The sequence below is a fragment of the Streptomyces sp. TRM68416 genome, from assembly GCF_014596915.1.
GTDB lineage: Bacteria > Actinomycetota > Actinomycetes > Streptomycetales > Streptomycetaceae > Streptomyces.
Genome location: NZ_JACVWU010000001.1, coordinates 172,597 through 190,261 on the forward strand (window position 1 = coordinate 172,597; position 17,665 = coordinate 190,261).

12 protein-coding genes and 1 pseudogene are annotated in these 17,665 nt (G+C 70.9%); 7 read left to right on the forward strand and 6 right to left on the reverse strand.

What is annotated here, in order from left to right; all coding sequences use genetic code 11:
* Window positions 1-45: 45 nt before the first annotated feature.
* On the reverse strand, window positions 46-1,215 hold the full coding sequence (locus tag ICC28_RS00760; RefSeq protein WP_188286366.1) for a serine hydrolase domain-containing protein: 1,170 nt from the start codon (window positions 1,213-1,215) through the stop codon (window positions 46-48).
* Window positions 1,173-2,477 carry a multidrug effflux MFS transporter gene (locus tag ICC28_RS00765; RefSeq protein ID WP_188286367.1) on the reverse strand — a complete coding sequence of 435 codons (1,305 nt, stop codon included), beginning with the start codon at window positions 2,475-2,477 and terminating at the stop codon, window positions 1,173-1,175. The genes ICC28_RS00760 and ICC28_RS00765 overlap by 43 nt, the downstream gene beginning before the upstream one ends.
* 87 nt (window positions 2,478-2,564) lie before the next feature.
* Between ICC28_RS00765 and ICC28_RS00770 the strand changes: the two genes are divergently transcribed.
* Together ICC28_RS00770 and ICC28_RS00775 are read left to right on the forward strand one after the other, a co-directional pair.
* Window positions 2,565-3,581 (forward strand): Gfo/Idh/MocA family protein, encoded by a 1,017-nt coding sequence (locus ICC28_RS00770; protein ID WP_188286368.1) that lies wholly within the window; start codon window positions 2,565-2,567, stop codon window positions 3,579-3,581.
* Window positions 3,582-3,713: 132 nt separating this feature from the next.
* Window positions 3,714-4,472 carry an SDR family oxidoreductase gene (locus tag ICC28_RS00775; protein WP_223188171.1) on the forward strand — a complete coding sequence of 253 codons (759 nt, stop codon included), beginning with the start codon at window positions 3,714-3,716 and terminating at the stop codon, window positions 4,470-4,472.
* Between the two features lie 283 nt (window positions 4,473-4,755).
* On the opposite strand, the gene ICC28_RS00780 is transcribed toward ICC28_RS00775, so the two are convergent.
* Window positions 4,756-5,082 (reverse strand): nuclear transport factor 2 family protein, encoded by a 327-nt coding sequence (locus tag ICC28_RS00780; RefSeq protein ID WP_188286370.1) that lies wholly within the window; start codon window positions 5,080-5,082, stop codon window positions 4,756-4,758.
* Between the two features lie 132 nt (window positions 5,083-5,214).
* Between ICC28_RS00780 and ICC28_RS00785 the strand changes: the two genes are divergently transcribed.
* From ICC28_RS00785 to ICC28_RS00795, 3 genes are all read left to right on the forward strand, one after another.
* Window positions 5,215-5,772, forward strand: coding sequence for a DoxX family membrane protein (locus tag ICC28_RS00785; RefSeq protein WP_188286371.1), 558 nt, complete (start codon window positions 5,215-5,217; stop codon window positions 5,770-5,772).
* Between the two features lie 97 nt (window positions 5,773-5,869).
* Window positions 5,870-6,211 (forward strand): MazG-like family protein, encoded by a 342-nt coding sequence (locus tag ICC28_RS00790; protein WP_188286372.1) that lies wholly within the window; start codon window positions 5,870-5,872, stop codon window positions 6,209-6,211.
* 101 nt (window positions 6,212-6,312) lie between these two features.
* On the forward strand, window positions 6,313-7,821 hold the full coding sequence (locus ICC28_RS00795; protein ID WP_188286373.1) for a DUF4246 domain-containing protein: 1,509 nt from the start codon (window positions 6,313-6,315) through the stop codon (window positions 7,819-7,821).
* 53 nt (window positions 7,822-7,874) lie between these two features.
* Here ICC28_RS00795 and ICC28_RS00800 read toward each other — a convergent pair whose 3' ends face one another.
* The 3 genes from ICC28_RS00800 to ICC28_RS41425 all read right to left on the reverse strand — a co-directional run bounded on the left by ICC28_RS00800 (window position 7,875) and on the right by ICC28_RS41425 (window position 10,081).
* Window positions 7,875-8,285 (reverse strand): four-helix bundle copper-binding protein, encoded by a 411-nt coding sequence (locus tag ICC28_RS00800; protein WP_188286374.1) that lies wholly within the window; start codon window positions 8,283-8,285, stop codon window positions 7,875-7,877.
* 139 nt (window positions 8,286-8,424) lie between these two features.
* Window positions 8,425-9,504, reverse strand: coding sequence for an FUSC family protein (locus ICC28_RS00805; RefSeq protein ID WP_188286375.1), 1,080 nt, complete (start codon window positions 9,502-9,504; stop codon window positions 8,425-8,427).
* A 142-nt stretch (window positions 9,505-9,646) separates the two neighbouring features.
* Window positions 9,647-10,081 carry an ATP-binding protein gene (locus ICC28_RS41425; protein WP_411158558.1) on the reverse strand — a complete coding sequence of 145 codons (435 nt, stop codon included), beginning with the start codon at window positions 10,079-10,081 and terminating at the stop codon, window positions 9,647-9,649.
* A 216-nt stretch (window positions 10,082-10,297) separates the two neighbouring features.
* Between ICC28_RS41425 and ICC28_RS00810 the strand changes: the two are divergent.
* Together ICC28_RS00810 and ICC28_RS00815 are read left to right on the forward strand one after the other, a co-directional pair.
* Window positions 10,298-10,615: pseudogene (locus ICC28_RS00810) on the forward strand (helix-turn-helix domain-containing protein); the annotation flags it as partial.
* Window positions 10,616-11,340: 725 nt separating this feature from the next.
* Window positions 11,341-17,649, forward strand: coding sequence for a protein kinase domain-containing protein (locus ICC28_RS00815; RefSeq protein ID WP_188286376.1), 6,309 nt, complete (start codon window positions 11,341-11,343; stop codon window positions 17,647-17,649).
* The last annotated feature ends 16 nt before the right edge of the window (window positions 17,650-17,665 follow it).

Genomic DNA, 17,665 nt, shown 5'->3' on the forward strand with positions numbered 1-17,665 from the left:
GGGGACGGGAAGGGAAGGGGCGGCGGGGGCGAAACCAACCCCCCGTCACATCCCCCGCACCGCCCGCGCCACCCGCGACCCCGCCGCAGCCCTCGGCCGACTGTCCGCCGCCCGCCGCCGCGGATGCACCGTATTCGCCAGCAGCACCAGAAACGTGTCCGTCGCCCGGTCGAGCACCAGCATCGTCCCGGTGAACCCCGTATGCCCCGCAGCCCCCCGCCCCGCCAACTCCCCCATGAACCACTCCTGGTCCAGCGCGAACCCCAACCCCGGCGGCGTCAGCAGCAGTTCCACGAAGTCCGGCCCGAGAATCCGCGCCGGCCCGTACGAGCCCCCCGCCAGCAGCGTCCGGCAGAACACCGCCAGATCCCGCGCCGTGGAGAACAGCCCCGCATGCCCGGCCACCCCACCCAACGCCCACGCGTTCTCGTCGTGCACCACCCCCCGCAGCATCCCCCGGTCCGCCTTCGCCCACGGCCGCCGCTGATCCTCCGTGGCCGCCGCCCCCGGACAGGGCCCGAAGCGGGTCGCGGCCATCCCGAGCGGCCGGGTGATGCCGTCCCGCACCAGGACGTCGAGCCCCCGCCCCGTGATCCGCTCCAGCACATGCTGAAGCACCAGCGGATTCAGGTCCGAGTAGCAGTACGTGCCGGGCACCCCCAACGGCACCTCCGCCCGCAGCCGCGCCACCCGCTCGGTGTCGTCGGCGCAGTCGTACAGAGGCAACTCCGGCCGCAGCCCCGAGGTGTGGGTGAGCAGTTGCCGTACCGTCACCCCGTACCGCGCCGCCCCGCGGAAGTCCGGCAGATACGCCCCGACCTCGGCGTCGATACCGAGTGTGCCGCGCTCGATCTGCTGCACGGCGGCGACGGCCGTGAACAGCTTCGTCAGGGAGGCGAGGTCGAAGGGGGTGCCCACGGTCATCGGCACACGCTCCGACGCCGGCAGCTCCACCCCCGTGTCACGCGCCGCGTCGTAGGAGGCGTACCGCACGGCCCACCCGGCCGCCTCCTCGACGGCCACACAGGGGCCGCGCCCGGCGATCACGACGGTGCCCGCCGCCCAGGGGCGCTCGCCGGTGGTGAGATCGTGGACCTCACGGGTCAGCCGCCGGAGTTCCTCCGGGTCGAGCCCGGCCCGTTCGGGTGTGCCGCTGCGCAGTCTCGGCGCGCTCAGTTCTCCGCTCCCTCCGCATGTTTGTGCCAGGGACGGCACATTCCCACGAAGCAGGCCGAGGCCACCAGTACGGCGGCCAGTTGGACCACGGCCATGGGAACGGCGGTGTCCTCTCCGGCGACCCCGACCAGCGGCGAGGCGACCGCGCCGATCAGGAAGGACGACGTGCCGAGCAGCGCGGACGCCGATCCGGCCGCCCGCTTGGTGCGCAGCAGGGCGAGGGTCTGGGTGTTGGGCAGGATGATGCCCATCGCGGACATCAGGACGAACAGCGCGGCGGCCACCGGCACCAGACCGACCTCGCCGAAGACCCCCAGGGACATCAGCAGCAGCGCACCCGCGGCCAGCACGACCACCCCGAGACCCACCGCGAGCACTGCGTCCAGACGGGCCCGCCCGACCAGTACCTTGCCGTTGATCTGACCGACCAGGACCAGGCCGACGGAGTTCAGGCCGAACAGCAGGCTGAAGGCCTGCGGGGAGGCACCGTAGATCTCCTGGATCACGAACGGCGAGGCCGCGACGTAGGCGAACAGCGTGGCGAAGGCGAAGCCGCCGGTGAGCATGTAGCCGGAGAAGGCGCGGTCGGCGAGCAGGCCGCGCATCGAGCGCAGGGCCTGCCCCACCCCGCCGTCGTGCCGGTCGGCGGGCGGGAGTGTCTCCGGGAGCTTCGCCCACACGACCCCGGCGAGCAGCAGCCCAATGGCCGTCAGGACGACGAACACGCCCCGCCAGTCCGTCACCCGCAGGACCTGTCCGCCGATGAGGGGCGCGACGATCGGTGCGGCCCCGGAGATCAGCATGAGGGTGGAGAAGAAGCGGGCCATGGCCACGCCGTCGTACAGGTCGCGGACGACGGCCCGGGCGATCGCGATGCCGGCCGCGCCGGAGAGGCCCTGCGCGAGGCGGAAGGCGACGAGTGCCTCGACGGTGGGTGCGAACGCGCACAGGGCGGTGGCGACGACGTAGACGGCGAGGCCGATGAGCAGCGGGCGGCGGCGGCCCCACTTGTCGCTCATCGGGCCGACGACGAGCTGGCCGAGGGCCATGCCGGCGAGGCAGGCGGTGAGGGTGAGCTGGACGGTCGCGGCGGGGGCGTGCAGGGACTCGGTGACCTGCGGCAGGGAGGGCAGGTACATGTCCATCGCCAGCGGGGGCGTGGCGGTCAGGCCGCCGAGGATGAGGGTGACGAGGAGGCTGGTGCGGCGCAGGGAACGGGCGGCCGGTTCCGTTCCCGGTGCGGCCGCCCGCGCCTCGCTCGTGTTCGATATGGATGCCCTGGACGCCCCGCTGTCGGGCATGTGCCCCTCCCTCTCCTCGCGCTTCGGCCCCTATGCTCTCAGCCCGAACAGACTGCCGAAGGTCACTGGAACGAGGGTGGGGCCGGGATGACGGAGAAGAAGGTGCGCTGGGGGATCCTGGCGACCGGTGGGATCGCGGCCGCGTTCACGGCCGATCTGGTGGACCTGCCGGACGCGGAGGTCGTGGCGGTGGCCTCGCGCTCGCAGGAGTCGGCGGACGCGTTCGCGGAGCGGTTCGGGATCGGGCGGGCGTACGGCGAGTGGGGTGCGCTGGCCGCGGACGAGGACATCGATGTCGTCTACGTCGCCACCCCGCACTCGGCGCACCGGGCGGCCGCCGGTCTGTGCCTGGAGGCCGGGCGGAACGTGCTGTGCGAGAAGGCGTTCACGCTGAACGCGCGCGAGGCGGAGGAGCTGGTCGCGCTGGCGAAGGGGCGCGGGAGCTTCCTGATGGAAGCGATGTGGATGTACTGCAACCCCGTGATCAGGAAGCTCAAGGGGCTGGTGGCGGACGGGGCGATCGGCGAGGTGCGCAGCGTCCAGGCGGACTTCGGACTCGCGGGGCCCTTCCCGCCCGCGCACCGGCTGCGCGACCCGCTCCAGGGCGGGGGCGCGCTGCTGGACCTCGGCGTCTACCCGGTGTCCTTCGCCCACCTCCTGCTCGGCGAGCCCTCCGACCTCACCGCGAGAGCGGTGCTCTCGGACGAGGGCGTCGATCTCCAGACGGGAGCGCTGCTCTCCTGGGAGAGCGGCGCACTCGCTTCGGTGCACTGCTCCATCATCGGCGGTACGGCGACCTCGGCGTCCGTCACCGGTTCGCTCGGCCGGATCGACCTCCCGTCCGGCTTCTTCCACCCGGACCACTTCGTCCTGCACCGGGACGGCCGCGACCCCGAGAAGTTCCTCGCCGACCCCGCCGACGGCCCGCGCAGCACCCTGCGCCACGAGGCCACCGAGGTGATGCGCGCCCTGCGGGCCGGCGAGACCGAGTCCCCGCTGGTCCCGTTGGACGGCACGCTCGCGGTGATGCGGACGCTGGACGCGATCCGCGAGCGGGTCGGGGTCCGCTATCCGATGGAGGCCGCGTCGGAGGACCACACCTGAGAGCACCCCTGACACCGCACCTGACACCACCCCTGACAGCGCACTTGACACCGCACCTGAGACCACACCGGTCGTCCAGATACCGGACGTTTGAGTTCCACGGACTGGATGGCCCCCGTACGCTGCGGTCCCATGACTGACAGTGGATCGAAGATCGCGGTCGTGACCGGTGCCGGTTCCGGGATCGGACGGGCGGTCGCCGTGGAACTGCTGCGGGCCGGCTGGTCCGTGGCGCTGGCCGGGCGCCGCCCCGAGACCCTGGAGGAGACGGCGGCGCTCGTACCGCAGAGCGCCTTTCTCACCGTACGGACGGACGTGTCGAAGCCGGAGGACGTGGCCGCGCTGTTCGCCGCGACCGTGGACCGCTTCGGCCGACTGGACCTGCTGTTCAACAACGCGGGGACGTTCGGCCCCGGCGGGGTGCCGGTGGAGGAACTGCCCTACGACGCCTGGCGGCACGTGGTGGACACCAACCTCAACGGGGCGTTCCTGTGCGCGCAGGCGGCGTACCGGCAGATGAAGGAGCAGGATCCGCAGGGCGGCCGGATCATCAACAACGGGTCCATCTCCGCCCATACGCCCCGCCCGCACTCCGTCGCCTACACGGCGACCAAGCACGCACTGACCGGCCTGACCAAGTCGCTGTCGCTGGACGGGCGGCCGTACGGCATCGCGGTCGGGCAGATCGACATCGGCAACGCGGCCACCGACATGACCGCGCGCATGCAGACCGGTGCGCTCCAGGCCAACGGGGCAGTCGCCCCGGAACCGGTGATGGACGTGGCGGACGTGGCACGCACGGTCCGGCACATGGCGGAGCTGCCGCTGGAGGCGAACGTGCAGTTCGCGACGGTGTTGGCGACGGCGATGCCGTACGTGGGGCGCGGCTGAGCGTCCCCACGAGGCCCGCGCTCCACAACTTGCACAACCGGAATTTAACCGTCCGCTCCATTGCGGCCGGTCGGCGGCTTATGCTCAACTCTCCTCCACAAGAACTTCACAGTCGGAGTGGAGGACTTCGGGCTACGAGGCTTCGGACTTCGGACTTCGGACCAAACCGAGGGGGGAGACGGCAGCCGTCCACGACACCGGGTGGGGGTGGGCCTCGCGTGGGACCGCGGGGCACGCACCGGGACGTGGGCGGCTGCCGTACATGCACGTGAGGCGTGCGGGCCTACGCCTGTCCCGTCTCGAACCGGGAGATGCGGCCGTCGTCCTCGACCTCGAAGTGCCAGCGGGTGCGCATCTCGCCCCAGGTGTCGTTGCGGTAGCGGGCGAGGAGGTCGCGGCCGCCGCGGGACTCGTTGTCGACCTCCAGGTGGCCGTTGGAGGAGAAGATCTCCCGGTCGATCCAGTCGGTGAGGTCACGGTCGGAGCCGTCGTCCGACATCGTCGCGCCGGGCACCAGCAGGCTCATGAAGGCCTCGCGGTCATGGGCGTTGACGGCGCTGACGAATGCCCGGACGGCCGGATCGCTGAGTTTGGCGGTCTGAATCGTCATGTCCGCCAGACTCACACCGCTCCCGGACCCCCGCCACCCGAACGGCCGCGCGGGGAGCCCGGCCGGGTGTCGACAGTGCGACGGTGGAAACGCGGGAGGGGACTGTTCCTGCTGTCAGTTACGGGAGACACCGTGAGCGCTTACGACCGACGTGATCTGGGCCTGCTCCTGCTCCGGCTGGGTACCGGCGGGGTACTCGCCGCGCACGGCGCGCAGAAGCTGTTCGGCTGGTTCGGCGGCGGAGGCATCGAGGGCACCGGCCAGTTCATGGAGTCCGTCGGCTACCGCCCCGGTCGCACCAACGCGACGATGGCCGGCCTGGCGGAGGCGGGCGGCGGCACCCTGCTGGCCCTCGGCCTCGCCACCCCCGCCGCGGGCGCGGCCGCGGCGGGCGCGATGACCGGCGCGACCGCGGTCCACACCCCGAACGGCTTCTTCAACCAGAGCGGCGGCTACGAGTACGCCGCCACGCTCGCCCTCGCCGCCACCGGCCTGGCCGTCGCCGGTCCCGGCCGCCTCTCCCTCGACCACGCCCTCGGCCACGTCTTCGACCGCGGCTGGATGGTCCCGGCAGCCCTGGCGGCCACCGCGGCCGGCACGGCAGTCGTCGTAGGAACCCGCAACAAGCGACTGCGGGAGGAACGGGAGGGCGAGCAGGAGGCGCTGTTCGAGGAGGAGTTCGCGAGGTAGGCAAGTCCCTGGGGAGCCGTGGGCGCCGTGCGGGCCGTGCGGGCCGTGCGGGCCGTGCGGGCCGTGCGGGCCGTGCGGGCCGTGAAAGGCTGCCCCCATGACGGATCAGGCCACCTCCCCCGACACCCTATGGACCGACATCGACGCCCTGTGGGCCTGGCTGGAGGCCAACGCCCCGGTCACCGGCCACGACGCCCTCCTCCTCCGCATCCTGAAACTCTCCGAGGAGGTCGGCGAGGTCTCCGAGGCGGTGATCGGCGTGACCGGCCAGAACCTCCGCAAGGGCATCACCCACTCCTGGGACGACGTCCAGGCCGAACTCTGCGACGTGGTCATCACCGCCCTGATCGCCCTGCGCACCCTCACTCCCGACGCCCGCGAGGTCTTCGCCCGCCATCTGGCGCGGGTGGCGGAGCGGTCGCTGGGGACGGGGACCTGACGTGTGAGGCGCACGCCGCAGCATCGCGCGCCCCGGAGCCACTGTCAGTCCGCTGACGTATCCTTCCCGCCGCCGCACACCGACTGGAAGGATCAAGAGAATTGACTGGCCTGCCCGCTTTCCCGCTGCCGTTTCAAGCTTCCCCTTCCCTGCCGTTCGCAACGCCCCGGACGCTGCGGGAACTTCAGATGATGCAGTGCAGCGCCCATATACGGGCGAAGCCGCGGTGGTTCGACAAGTTGAAGGACGCCGACATCGTCGCCAGGTGGACGCGGGAGGCGGTCGACCAGGGCCTCACCGAGGCGCAGGTCAGGTATGTGATGGCCGAACTCACGCACTACGCCGCGCTGCGAGACGGGCGAACAGGCATCGAGGTGTCGGCAGTTGACGGAGTGTGGCAGTCGGACACCCTGATCGACGACGAGCTCGGATCCCGGTTGCGTGAGGCGGTTCGGGTTCTGGAGGAGGTCCCGGAGGCGGAACAGGACTGGCACCCCGGATCGGACGGCCAGGTACTGGACCTGGTCCACCCCTCACTGTTCTGCCTGGTGCGCGAGGTGAGCGGCGGCCCCGAGCGGGCTTGGCAGAACCCGACGAACAGCTACTCGCGGTACGAGTTCTCGGAGAGGTTCCAGTGGCTGCCCACGGACGTCGACGTCAGCGAGGACGGCGAGGTCGCCTTCCGTTCGTACGTCAACAACGTCCACCCCGACAGGCACCGCGAACTGGCCGCCGTACTCCCGGAGTTGTTCGCCCGCATGCGCCCGCTGCTGGAGAACGTACTCACCGACCTGCACCACCCGCGCCCCCTGCGGATCGAGGCCGACCCCTACGGCTGGTACGACTCGAAGCCGGAGCACCCGGACAGGGCTTCCTACAGCGACGACGAGGCCTACGCGGAAGCCGTCCGCACCTGGGGAACGGCCTCGGACGACTGGTGGGAGAACCGCCGCCCGGTCATCCCGGACGCCCCGGCCTTCACCCCGCCCGAGCTGCCCGACGAGTCCGCCCGGGTCGACCTGCGCGGCCGCCGTCTCCAGGTCATCGTCAAACTCGCCACCATCCACCTCACCCCGGACAAGCCCGAATACCCCGGCGGTTCCTGGCACGTCGAGGGCATGCTGAACGAGCGGATCGTCTCGACCGGCATCTACTACTGGGACAGCGAGAACATCACCGAGAGCCACCTGAGCTTCCGGACGGCGCTGGACGATCCCGACTACGAGCAGAACGACGACAACGGCATGCGCCACGTCTACGGCCTGGAGGACGAGGACGCGCTGAACCAGGTACTGGGATCCGCCCCGACCCCGGCGGGCCGCTGCCTGGCGTTCCCGAACATCCTGCAGCACCGCGTCAGCCCATTCCGCCTCACGGACGACACCCGCCCGGGCTACCGCAAGATCCTCGCGTTCTTCCTGGTCGACCCCTCGGAAACGATCGTCTCGACCTCCGACGTACCCCCGCAGCAGCCCTGGTCCGACACCACGACCATGACGCTGAACCAAGCCAAGAAGTACCGCGAAGAACTCATGCAGGAACGCAAGTTCTTCGTCGACGAACACAACGAGCAGCTCTACGAACGGGAATTCTCCCTCTGCGAGCACTGAAGTGCGTTCTGGAACGTGAGCACTGGGATGTGCCCCGAGAAGGGCCGCCGCCGTCAGCCGAGCGAGCCGATTAGGTCATGGCACGCCTCCTCGCAGCGACGGCACGCCTCGGCGCAGACCCGGCAGTGCTCGTGCCGCTCGGCATGGCGTCGGCACTCGTCACCGCAGGCCTTGCAGACGGTCGCGCAGGCTTGGAGGATCGCTCGGGTGACATTGGCGTCGTAACCGGTGTGCCGGGAGAGAACGGCGGCGGTGGCGTTGCAGATGTCGGCGCAGTCGGCGTCGGTCCGCATGCACTTGGTCAGCTCGCTGACCATCTCCTCCGACATGCAGGCGTCGGCGCACGCGGTGCAGGCCTGTGCGCAGGCGACGCATTCCTCGATGCAGCGGGCGAGCTTGTCGCGGTCGACCCGGCCCAGGTCGGCGGGGTAGGTGGCGAGCATGTCCTTCACGGCTGTGGTCATGGAAGCCTCCAGGTCATGGTGGAGCCCGGGGCGTACGGGCATCCGAACGTCCCGTAACGGGTAACACCGGGACCTGCGCGGGAAACCCGGCAGGCAGCCGCCGTCGGCGAACGGACAGCGCCCCTGCCGCCCCCTCGGATCAACGGGCCGGCTCCTGGGGACCGTGCGGTTGCGGGGGCTCGGGCAGCAGCTGGTCGGCGAGCCGTCGTGCGTCGGTCAGCAGCGCCCCGTTCAGGGCCACCCATTCCGCGTCCCCACCGTCCGTGTCGAGAAGCGCCTGCCGCAGGCGGTCATGGGCCAGCCGGACACCGTGGACTCTCCGGTCGAGACACGCGCGCGCGGCGGCCGGATCGTCCCCCGTGACGGCCTGGCCGTAGGCGTCGACGGCCGCGGCGATCTCCCGTAGGAAGCGCGCGTACGAGGCGAGGGTGTCGCTGCCGGGTCGCGGAGGGGCGAAGTCGTCGTCGGCCACTTCCGCGAACGTACGGGCCAGGTCGGCGACGTAGTCCGTCAGCTGCTCCAGCACAGAGACAACGTGCCGATAGGGCTCACGGATCCGCCGCAGATGATCACGCCGACGACGGTCGGGGTTCCACCGCGCACTCTCCGTGCCGTGCTCCAGCGCGGCCCGCGCCTGATCGATCAGGCGGAACAGCCTCCGGGCCTGCTGCTGCCAGTTCCGAGCCTGGTGCCGGTCCCAGGAGTCCTCCAGTCCGTCCGCGATGGCGCGGAGCGTCCGCCCGGCCTCCTCGACGACCTGCCGGACGGTGGCCTCGGCGTCACGCAGATGCACCGGAGGAAAAACGAGCATGTTCACCCCGACCCCGACCGCCGCCCCCAGCAGCGACTCCAGCACCCTGGCCACGGCCGCGTCGAGGTCCGGCTCACCGGCGGTCAGCACGAAGAGCGCCGCGGTCGCACCGTAGACGCCCTGATCCCCCAGCCTGGGCCAGTTCCCCACCAGCAGCACCAGCGGCAGGACCACCGCCATGGCCAGGGCCGGAACACCCAGAGCCATGCCGCACGCGGTGGCCACCACGGTCCCCAAGGCGATCGCACCCATCTGCTGGATCGCCTGCGCCAAGGACCGGTACACCGTGGACCGCACCAGAACCACCGCCACCCACGGCGCGATGAACGCCATCGGAGCCCGCAGCACCTGGTCAGCGACCACCCAAGCCACCACAGCGGCCAGCGCCGACTTGAACGCCTGCAGCACAAGATCCCGTTCCCGCCCCGGCCCCGCCCAGACCCGCCGAACGGCCCCACCCACCGCCACGACCTCGTCCCGCACCACCGCACTCCCACGAATCCGCCACACCATGCCGGACCAAGTGCCACGTCCCGCGACCACTCACGCATCAACGACCGATATCGACGACCTGGGGGGGACAGACAGCCCCACTAGGACATGCCTGTTCGCCCCACCAGCTCGCACTCCGCCCACACCGTCTTGCCAGGTCCGTCCGTGCGCGGGTGTCGGTGACCTCTACGCGGACGGTGCGGCCGTCGGCCAGTGCCTGCACGCGGAGACGGAAGTCCCTGCCGGGGACGTGTCCATGACGTACGGCATTCGCAGCGAGCTCAGCGACGACCAGCGCGATTCCGTCGTGGGGTTCGGTGCCGTACAGGGTGCCCCACGCGTCCAGGCGAAGGCCTGCCAGGCGGCGGGCCAGGCGCGCCCCTCTGGGAGTAGAGGTGAAACGCATCTCGAAGCTTCGGAGGGCGGTGCCCAAGGGCTCAGCGAGGGTGGCGGGTTGGCTGGTGCCGGTGGGGCCCGCGGGTTGAGTCGTCATACCGACAACGGTGTCCCCGGTCGCGTAGCGTGACCAGCGGTGACGCACCGACGCGGACCGGCTGTACGCGCGGTGTCGGTACGGGTACGAGGCGCGCGGCGTTACGGCGTCCGGCGGACGGGCGTTGGGCTGGGGAGGCGGTGGTCGGTGTCGGAGCATACGGCGGGTACGGCGACGGACGACGGGGCGGTCCCGCACACCGAGGGCGGCCGGGTCGTGAGGCTCGGAGACGGGTGGGAGAACGACGCCGAAGGCGGACCGCGACCGGAGGACGGCGCCGGGAAGGGCCTCGTCGTCGCCTTCGGGCAAACCCTGAAGGCCCTGCGGTTACGGGCGGGGATGGACCGGGAGGACTTCGGGCGGCGGATCGGCTACTCGGCGTCGACGGTGGCGTCGTTCGAGCAGGGGCGGAGGATCCCGTCACCGAGGACGATCGACCGGGCGGACGAAGTGGTGGGCGCGGAAGGGTTGTTGAGCGTATGGAAGGAGGAGGTGGAGAGGGCTCAGTATCCGGTCTCCTTTCAGGGGATGGCGGCCCATGTGAGACGTGATCCTCAGTTCACCGGGCGGCACCCTGATCGATCCCTCCGCGTCGGACTCCCGCCTCAAGGAAACGGTTCCCCGGACAACAGAAACGATCCCCCCCCCGGCACGGCCAGCGCCGCGACCAGGGCGGCTCAGGCCTTCAACCCAGCCACCTGCCGTGTGCCGAGTCGCCCCAGCCAGGCGACGCCGTCCACCGCTCTGGGTCATGTATCCGCCGATGTCCACGTAGCCCGGCAGCAGCGCTTGCGCCACGACAGCACCGAGGAACACACTTCCTCACCAATACGTGCAACCTTTTCCATATCCGGAGGGTCTGCGTCTACATGCACATGCACGTCCTGGTCATGCAGACCCAACCAGGCCGACTTGTATCGCAGCCGGCCCCACTCGACCTCGCCGAACCTCACGGGCTGCAGGATCTGCACATGGACCAACTCAGGCACGACACCGTTCACGGCGGCCCGCCTCAAGCCGGGCACAGTCGCGTCACCGGCGGTTCGAACTCGCACGCCACCCCACTCCGCTCACAACGAGACTGAAGAAGACGCGTTGACGATGTCAACAAACATAAGCCTATAAAGTCTGAGTCAATTCGTGTACGGTAACGGCTGCCTCACTGTCCGTTCTGACACGATGGGCCGTGCGGCAGCAGATCAGGGGGCGCGTTCCGGTTCGAAACCGCGAGAACGCGAGTAGTAGGCAGAGGAGCGGCAGTGAGCCACGAGCTCGTCGACGGCAGATTCCGCATCGGGCGCGTCATCGGCAGGGGCAACATGGGGGAGGTCCACCAGGCCGAGGACCTGCGCGCTCCCGAGGGCTCGCCGGAGCGCACCGTCGCCGTGAAGACGATCCTGCGCCGCCGCACCGGGGGCCGGATCAACACCGGCGGCGACACCAAAGCCGTGGAGCGCTTCGCCCGCGAAGTGGGCATCATGCGGCACCTGGACCACCACCCCAACCTCGCCCGGCTCATCGAGGGCGGCATCGCCTCGGACCGTGACGATCTGCCCTACCTCGCCATGGAGTTGCTGGACGGCGAGTCGCTGCGCGACCTCATCGAGGAGGAACCGCAGCTCCCGATCCCGTGGGTCGCCGCCATCGGCGCGCAGATCGCCGCCGGCCTCGCCGCAGCGCACGCGAAGGGCGTGGTCCACCGGGACCTGAAGCCCGCCAACGTCATGCTTACGCAGGGCGGCACCGTCAAGGTGCTCGACTTCGGCATGGGCAGCATCGTCGACGACCCGGACCAGACCCGCCTGACCAGCACGGGCGTCAGCGTGGGCACGGCCCGCTACATGGCGCCGGAGCAGTGCCAAGCCAAGCAGGTGACCCAGGCCGCCGACCTGTACGCCCTGGGTTGCGTGCTGTACGAGATGCTCGTCGGCGTCCCCCCGTTCACGAGCGAGTCGGCGTACGAACTCGCCGAGCGCCACGTCCACCAGGAGCCCAGCCCGGTCCGCGCGATCCGCAGCGAGACCCCCGCCGAGCTCGCCCGTCTCGTCGACCGCCTGTTGGCCAAGGACCCGGCGAACCGCCCGGCAGACGCCGTGACCGTACGGGACGCCCTGCTCCCCCTCGCCGTACCGTCGGACGACACCAGCCTCGTCCCCACCTGGAGCGGACAGGACCCGACGCTCCCCCTGCGCGAAGCCACCCCGGCCCCGGCACCCGTCGCCCCTGAGCAGCCCGCCCTGGTGACCGGCTCCGGCGCCGGCATGGACGTCTTCGGCGTCCACCAGGCGCTGATCCGCGACTACCGCTCCTTCACCGAGGGCGGCACCGTCATCCGCGACGAACGCATCAAGGCGTACGTCGAGAAGGACCTCGACGACAAGTCTCAGTGGCCGAACCCCTGGCTGTCGCTCAACCCGTTCTTCCAGGGCGGCGGCACCGTGGTCGAGCTCGCCCAGCAGAAGGTGCTGCACCCCGAGTGCGCCCGTATCTTCCAGGCGAAGAAGACCGAGGGCGGCACCGTCTGCGACGGCCGGCCGCTGCTCCTTCACCGGCACCAGCGGGACGCCATCGACGCTGCCGCCTCCGGGGCGTCGTACGTCCTGACGACCGGCACCGGCTCCGGCAAGTCGCTCTCCTACATCGTCCCGATCGTCGACAAAGTGCTGCGCCAGCGAGACGAGGAGGGCCCGAACGCCGCGAAGCGGGTGCGGGCGATCATCGTGTATCCGATGAACGCGCTCGCCAACAGCCAGCTGCGCGAACTGGAGAAGTACCTGCGCGACGGCTACGGCGCGGGCCGTGAGCCGGTCACCTTCGCCCGTTACACGGGCCAGGAGGACGACGCGAAGCGCAAGGAGATCCGCGACAACCCGCCGGACATCCTGCTCACCAACTACGTGATGCTGGAGCTGATGCTGACCCGCCCGGCCGACCGGGCGAGCCTCATCAAGATGGCGCGGGGCCTGGAGTTCCTCGTCTTCGACGAACTCCACACCTACCGCGGCCGTCAGGGCGCCGACGTGGCCCTGCTGATCCGCCGGGTCCGCGAGGCCTGCCAGGCGGAGGACCTCCAGTGCATCGGCACCTCGGCCACCATGTCCACGGAGGGCACGCTGGAGGACCAGCGGCAGGTGGTCGCCGGAGTGGCGAGCACACTGTTCGGTACGACGGTCCGGCCCGAGCACGTCATCGGCGAGACCCTGGTCCGGGCGACCGGCGAGGCGCCCGCCACCGTACCCGCCGAGCGCCTCACCTCACCCGCCCCGCGCGCCTACGACGACCTGGCACAGGACCCCCTGGCCCGCTGGATCGAGGACCGCTTCGGCCTCGTCGAGGACGACGCCACGGGCCGCCTCGTACGCCGGCCTCCGACGCAGATCGAGGTCGCGGCACGCAAGTTGCACGAGACGTCGGGCGTCGCGGAGGAGCTGTGCGCGGAGGCGATCCGCGCCACCCTGGAGGCCGGCTCCCAGGCACTCAACCCGCGCAACGAACGGCCGCTCTTCGCGTTCCGCCTGCACCAGTTCCTCTCCAAGGGCGACACGGTCTACGTCACCCTGGAGAACAAGTCCTCCCGCCACCTCACCCGTTCCTACCAGCTCGAACAGCCGGGCAGCGGCGGCAAGTTGCTGATGCCGCTCGCCTTCTGCCGGGAGTGCGGCCAGGAGTACCTGACGGTGTGGCGCACCGAGAAGGACGGCGAGGTGCGCTACGAGGCCCGCCGTGACACCTCGGCGACCGGCGGCAGGCAGGGCGACGGCTATCTGTACGTGGACCATGAGCGCGAGTGGCCGTCCAACGTCCAGTACGCCGTCGACGACCGCCGACTGCCCGAGTCCTGGCTGGAGTTGGACGACAAGGGACAGGAGGTCGTCAAGCGCGCGTACCGCGACCGCGTCCCGAAGTCCGTCACCGTCGACCCGTTCGGCCGAGAAGGCCGGGGCGGCCAGGGCGGCGGGCTGAAGGCCGCGTTCATCCCCTCTCCCTTCCTCTTCTGTCTGCACTGTGGCGTGGCGTACGAGCAGACGCGCGGCCGGGACTTCGCCAAGCTGGCCACGCTGGACCAGGAGGGCCGTTCGTCGGCGACCTCCCTGGTCTCGGCGTCGATCGTGCGCTCGCTGAAGTCGGTGCCGGAGGAGGCCCTGGACAAGGAGGCGCGCAAGCTCCTCACGTTCGTCGACAACCGGCAGGACGCCTCCCTCCAGGCGGGCCACTTCAACGACTTCGTGCAGATCACCCAGTTGCGCGGCGCCCTGTACCGGGCGGCCCTGGACGTCGGTGAGGACGGCCTGCACCACGAGGAGCTGGCCTCCGCCGTGACCAACGCGCTCGCCGTCTCCCCCGTCGACTACACCGGCGAGTCCGACCTGCCCCCGTCCCTGGCCCGCAACGCCGCCCGCACCCTGCGGGACGTGATCGCCTTCCGGCTCTACCTCGACCTGGAGCGCGGCTGGCGCATCACCATGCCCAACCTGGAGCAGACCGGCCTGCTGGAGATCGACTACGAGGACCTGGACTGGATCGCCGCCAAGCAGGACCGCTGGGAGGGCACCCACCAGGCGCTGCGGGACGCCGACCCGGCACTGCGGGCCGAGGTGATGAGGGCGCTGCTGGACGAGATGCGCCGCTCGCTTGCCATCGACGTGTCGTACTTCCGCGACGACACCTTCGAATCCCTCCAGCGGGCGAGCGAGGAGCGGCTCGTGGACCCGTGGATCCTGTCCGCCGCCGACAAGCCCCGCGTCGGCACCGCCTACCCGCACCCCTCCCGTCCGGGCATGGACCGCGCCGGCCTGTTCCTGTCCGCGCGCGGCAAGTACGGCAAGTACCTCAGGCGCGCCGACCGCACCTTCCGGGACCTCGACCAGGACGACCTCCAGCTAATCATCACGGAGCTGCTGAAGGTGCTGACCAAGGCGGGCCTGGTGAAGGAGGTGGAGGCGGCGCCGCAGCGGGCCGGCCGCTTCCGCCGGACGTCGTCCGTCACCACGACCGGGTACCGGGTGGCCGCCCAGTCGCTGGTGTGGCGCGCCGGCAAGGGCGAGTCGGGCGCGCACGACCCGCTGACCCGCACCTACCAGAGCGGCGACGGCCCGCGCATCAACACGTTCTTCCTCAAGCTGTACCGGGAGACCGCCGACGCCCTGTCCGGCCTGTACGCCCGCGAGCACACCGCGCAGGTGTCCCCGGAGGACCGTGAGGCACGTGAAGAGGCCTTCCGCAAGGCCGAGTTGAAGCTGCTGTACTGCTCCCCCACCATGGAGCTGGGCGTCGACATCTCCTCGCTCAACGCGGTGATGATGCGCAACGTGCCGCCCACGCCCGCCAATTACGCCCAGCGTTCGGGCCGCGCGGGCCGCAGCGGTCAGCCTGCCCTGGTGACGACGTACTGCGCGACCGGCAACAGCCACGACCAGTACTACTTCCGCCGCTCCGAGCGCATGGTGGCGGGCGCGGTCGCCCCGCCCCGCCTGGACCTCGCCAACGAGGACCTGGTTCTCTCCCACCTCCAGGGCATCTGGATCGCCGAGGCCGGCCTGCGCCTGGGCCGCTCCCTGCCCGAGGTGCTCGACGTGTCGTACCCGGACACGGGCGACCGCCCGAACCCCGCCCTGCACCTGCTGCCCGACATCAGGGACGCGGCCCACGACGACGGCGCCCAGCGGCGCACGGTCGCCGCGGCCCTGCGGGTCCTCGGCCCGCTGTTCAGGGACTTCACCGAGACCACGTGGTGGCACGACGACTGGATCGACGACAAGGTCCGCACCGTCGCCGAGCGCTTCGACCGCGCCTTCGACCGCTGGCGCAGCCTGTTCCGCGCCGCGCTCGACGACCAGTACGTCCAGAACAAGCGGCGCCTGGACTACAGCCTCACCGAGGGCGACCGCAACCGGGCCAACGCGCGCCGCCGCGAGGCGGAGACCCAGCTCAACCTGCTGATGAACGAGAGCGTCGACAGCAAGTCGGTCCTCTCCGACTTCAACCCGTACCGCTACCTGGCCTCCGAGGGCTTCCTGCCCGGCTACAGCTTCCCGCGCCTGCCGCTGGCCGCGTACATCCCGACGATCGGCCGCCGCCGCGGAGACGGCGACTACCTCCAGCGCCCCCGTTTCCTCGCCATCCGCGAGTTCGGCCCCGGTTCGCTGATCTACCACGAGGGCGCCCGCTACCAGGTGACCCGCATCCAGCTGCCCCCGGACTCGTCCGGCGAGCTGACCACGGGCGAGGCGCGCCGCTGCGCGAACTGCGGCTACCACCACGAGCCCAAGGAGCGCGAGGACCGCTGCGGTTTCTGCGACGAGACGCTGGGCGCGGCGACGTATGGCCTCCTCCACCTGCACACCGTGTACACCACGCGCCGGGAGCGGATCTCCTCGGACGAGGAGGAGCGGCGCCGGGCCGGTTTCCGGCTGGAGACGTCGTACCGCTTCCACGACCACGGTGTCCGCAAGGGCCGCCTGAACGCCACGGTCGCCGACGCGGCGGGACAGCTCGCGCAGATCGCGTACGGCGACTCCGCGACCGTCCGCATCACCAACACCGGCCGGGTACGCGCCCGTACGGACGAGCCGCCGGGCTACTGGCTGGACCTGGCCGACGGCCGCTGGATGAACGACAAGGACGCGTCCGAGGCGTCCGGCGACTCCAGCGAGCTGCCGATCGTGGACGCGGACGGTAACGAGCGGCGCCGCAAGAAGCGGGTCATCCCGTTCGTGGAGGACCGCCGCAACATCCTCGTCGTCACCCTCGACGAGGCGCTGCCCGAGCCGGTCGCGCTCACGCTGATGTACGCCCTGGAGCGGGGCATCGAGGCGGAGTTCGAGCTGGAGGACGCCGAACTGTCCAGCGAGCTGCTGCCGCCGGACGAGGGCCCGAGGCGCCGCATCCTGTTCATGGAGGCCGCGGAGGGCGGCGCCGGCGTACTGCGCCGCCTCCAGGCGGAGGACGACGCCCTCGCCAAGGCGGCCCGCCGCGCCCTGGAGATCTGCCACTTCTCCGCGGACGGCAAGGACGAGGGCGGCGAGGCACACCGCCCGGGACGCGCCTGCGCGCTCGGCTGCTACGACTGCCTCCTCACGTACGGCAACCAGCTCGACCACGCCCAGATCAACCGGCACACGGTGGCGGGCCTACTGGTGCGGTTCGCGTCGGCGGCGGCGAGCCGTGAGGCGCGGGGCGAATCCCGCTCGGAGCAGTTCCGGCGACTGGTGGCCGAAACCCCCGCCGATCCCACGCCGGTTGAGGCGACGGCGTCCGAACTCGCCGCGCAGGGCGACTTCCTGAGCTGGGTGAAGGCATGCGGGCTGCGCCTCCCGGACGAGAAGGACGTCTTCCTGACGGAGGCGAACGCGGCACCGGACTTCGTGTACCGGCTGCCGGGCGCCAACGTCGCCGTGTTCGTCGACGGCCCCTCCGGCGCGGAGGAGAACGCGCTGCGTGACGCCGACGCGGAGGAGCGGCTGTTCGACGCCACCTGGGACGTGGTCCGCTTCCCGCACGGCGCCGACTGGGCTGCCATCGCCGCCGCCCATTCCCGCTACTTCGGCTCTCCCGCCAAGACCAACTGACGCACCGGCCGGACGA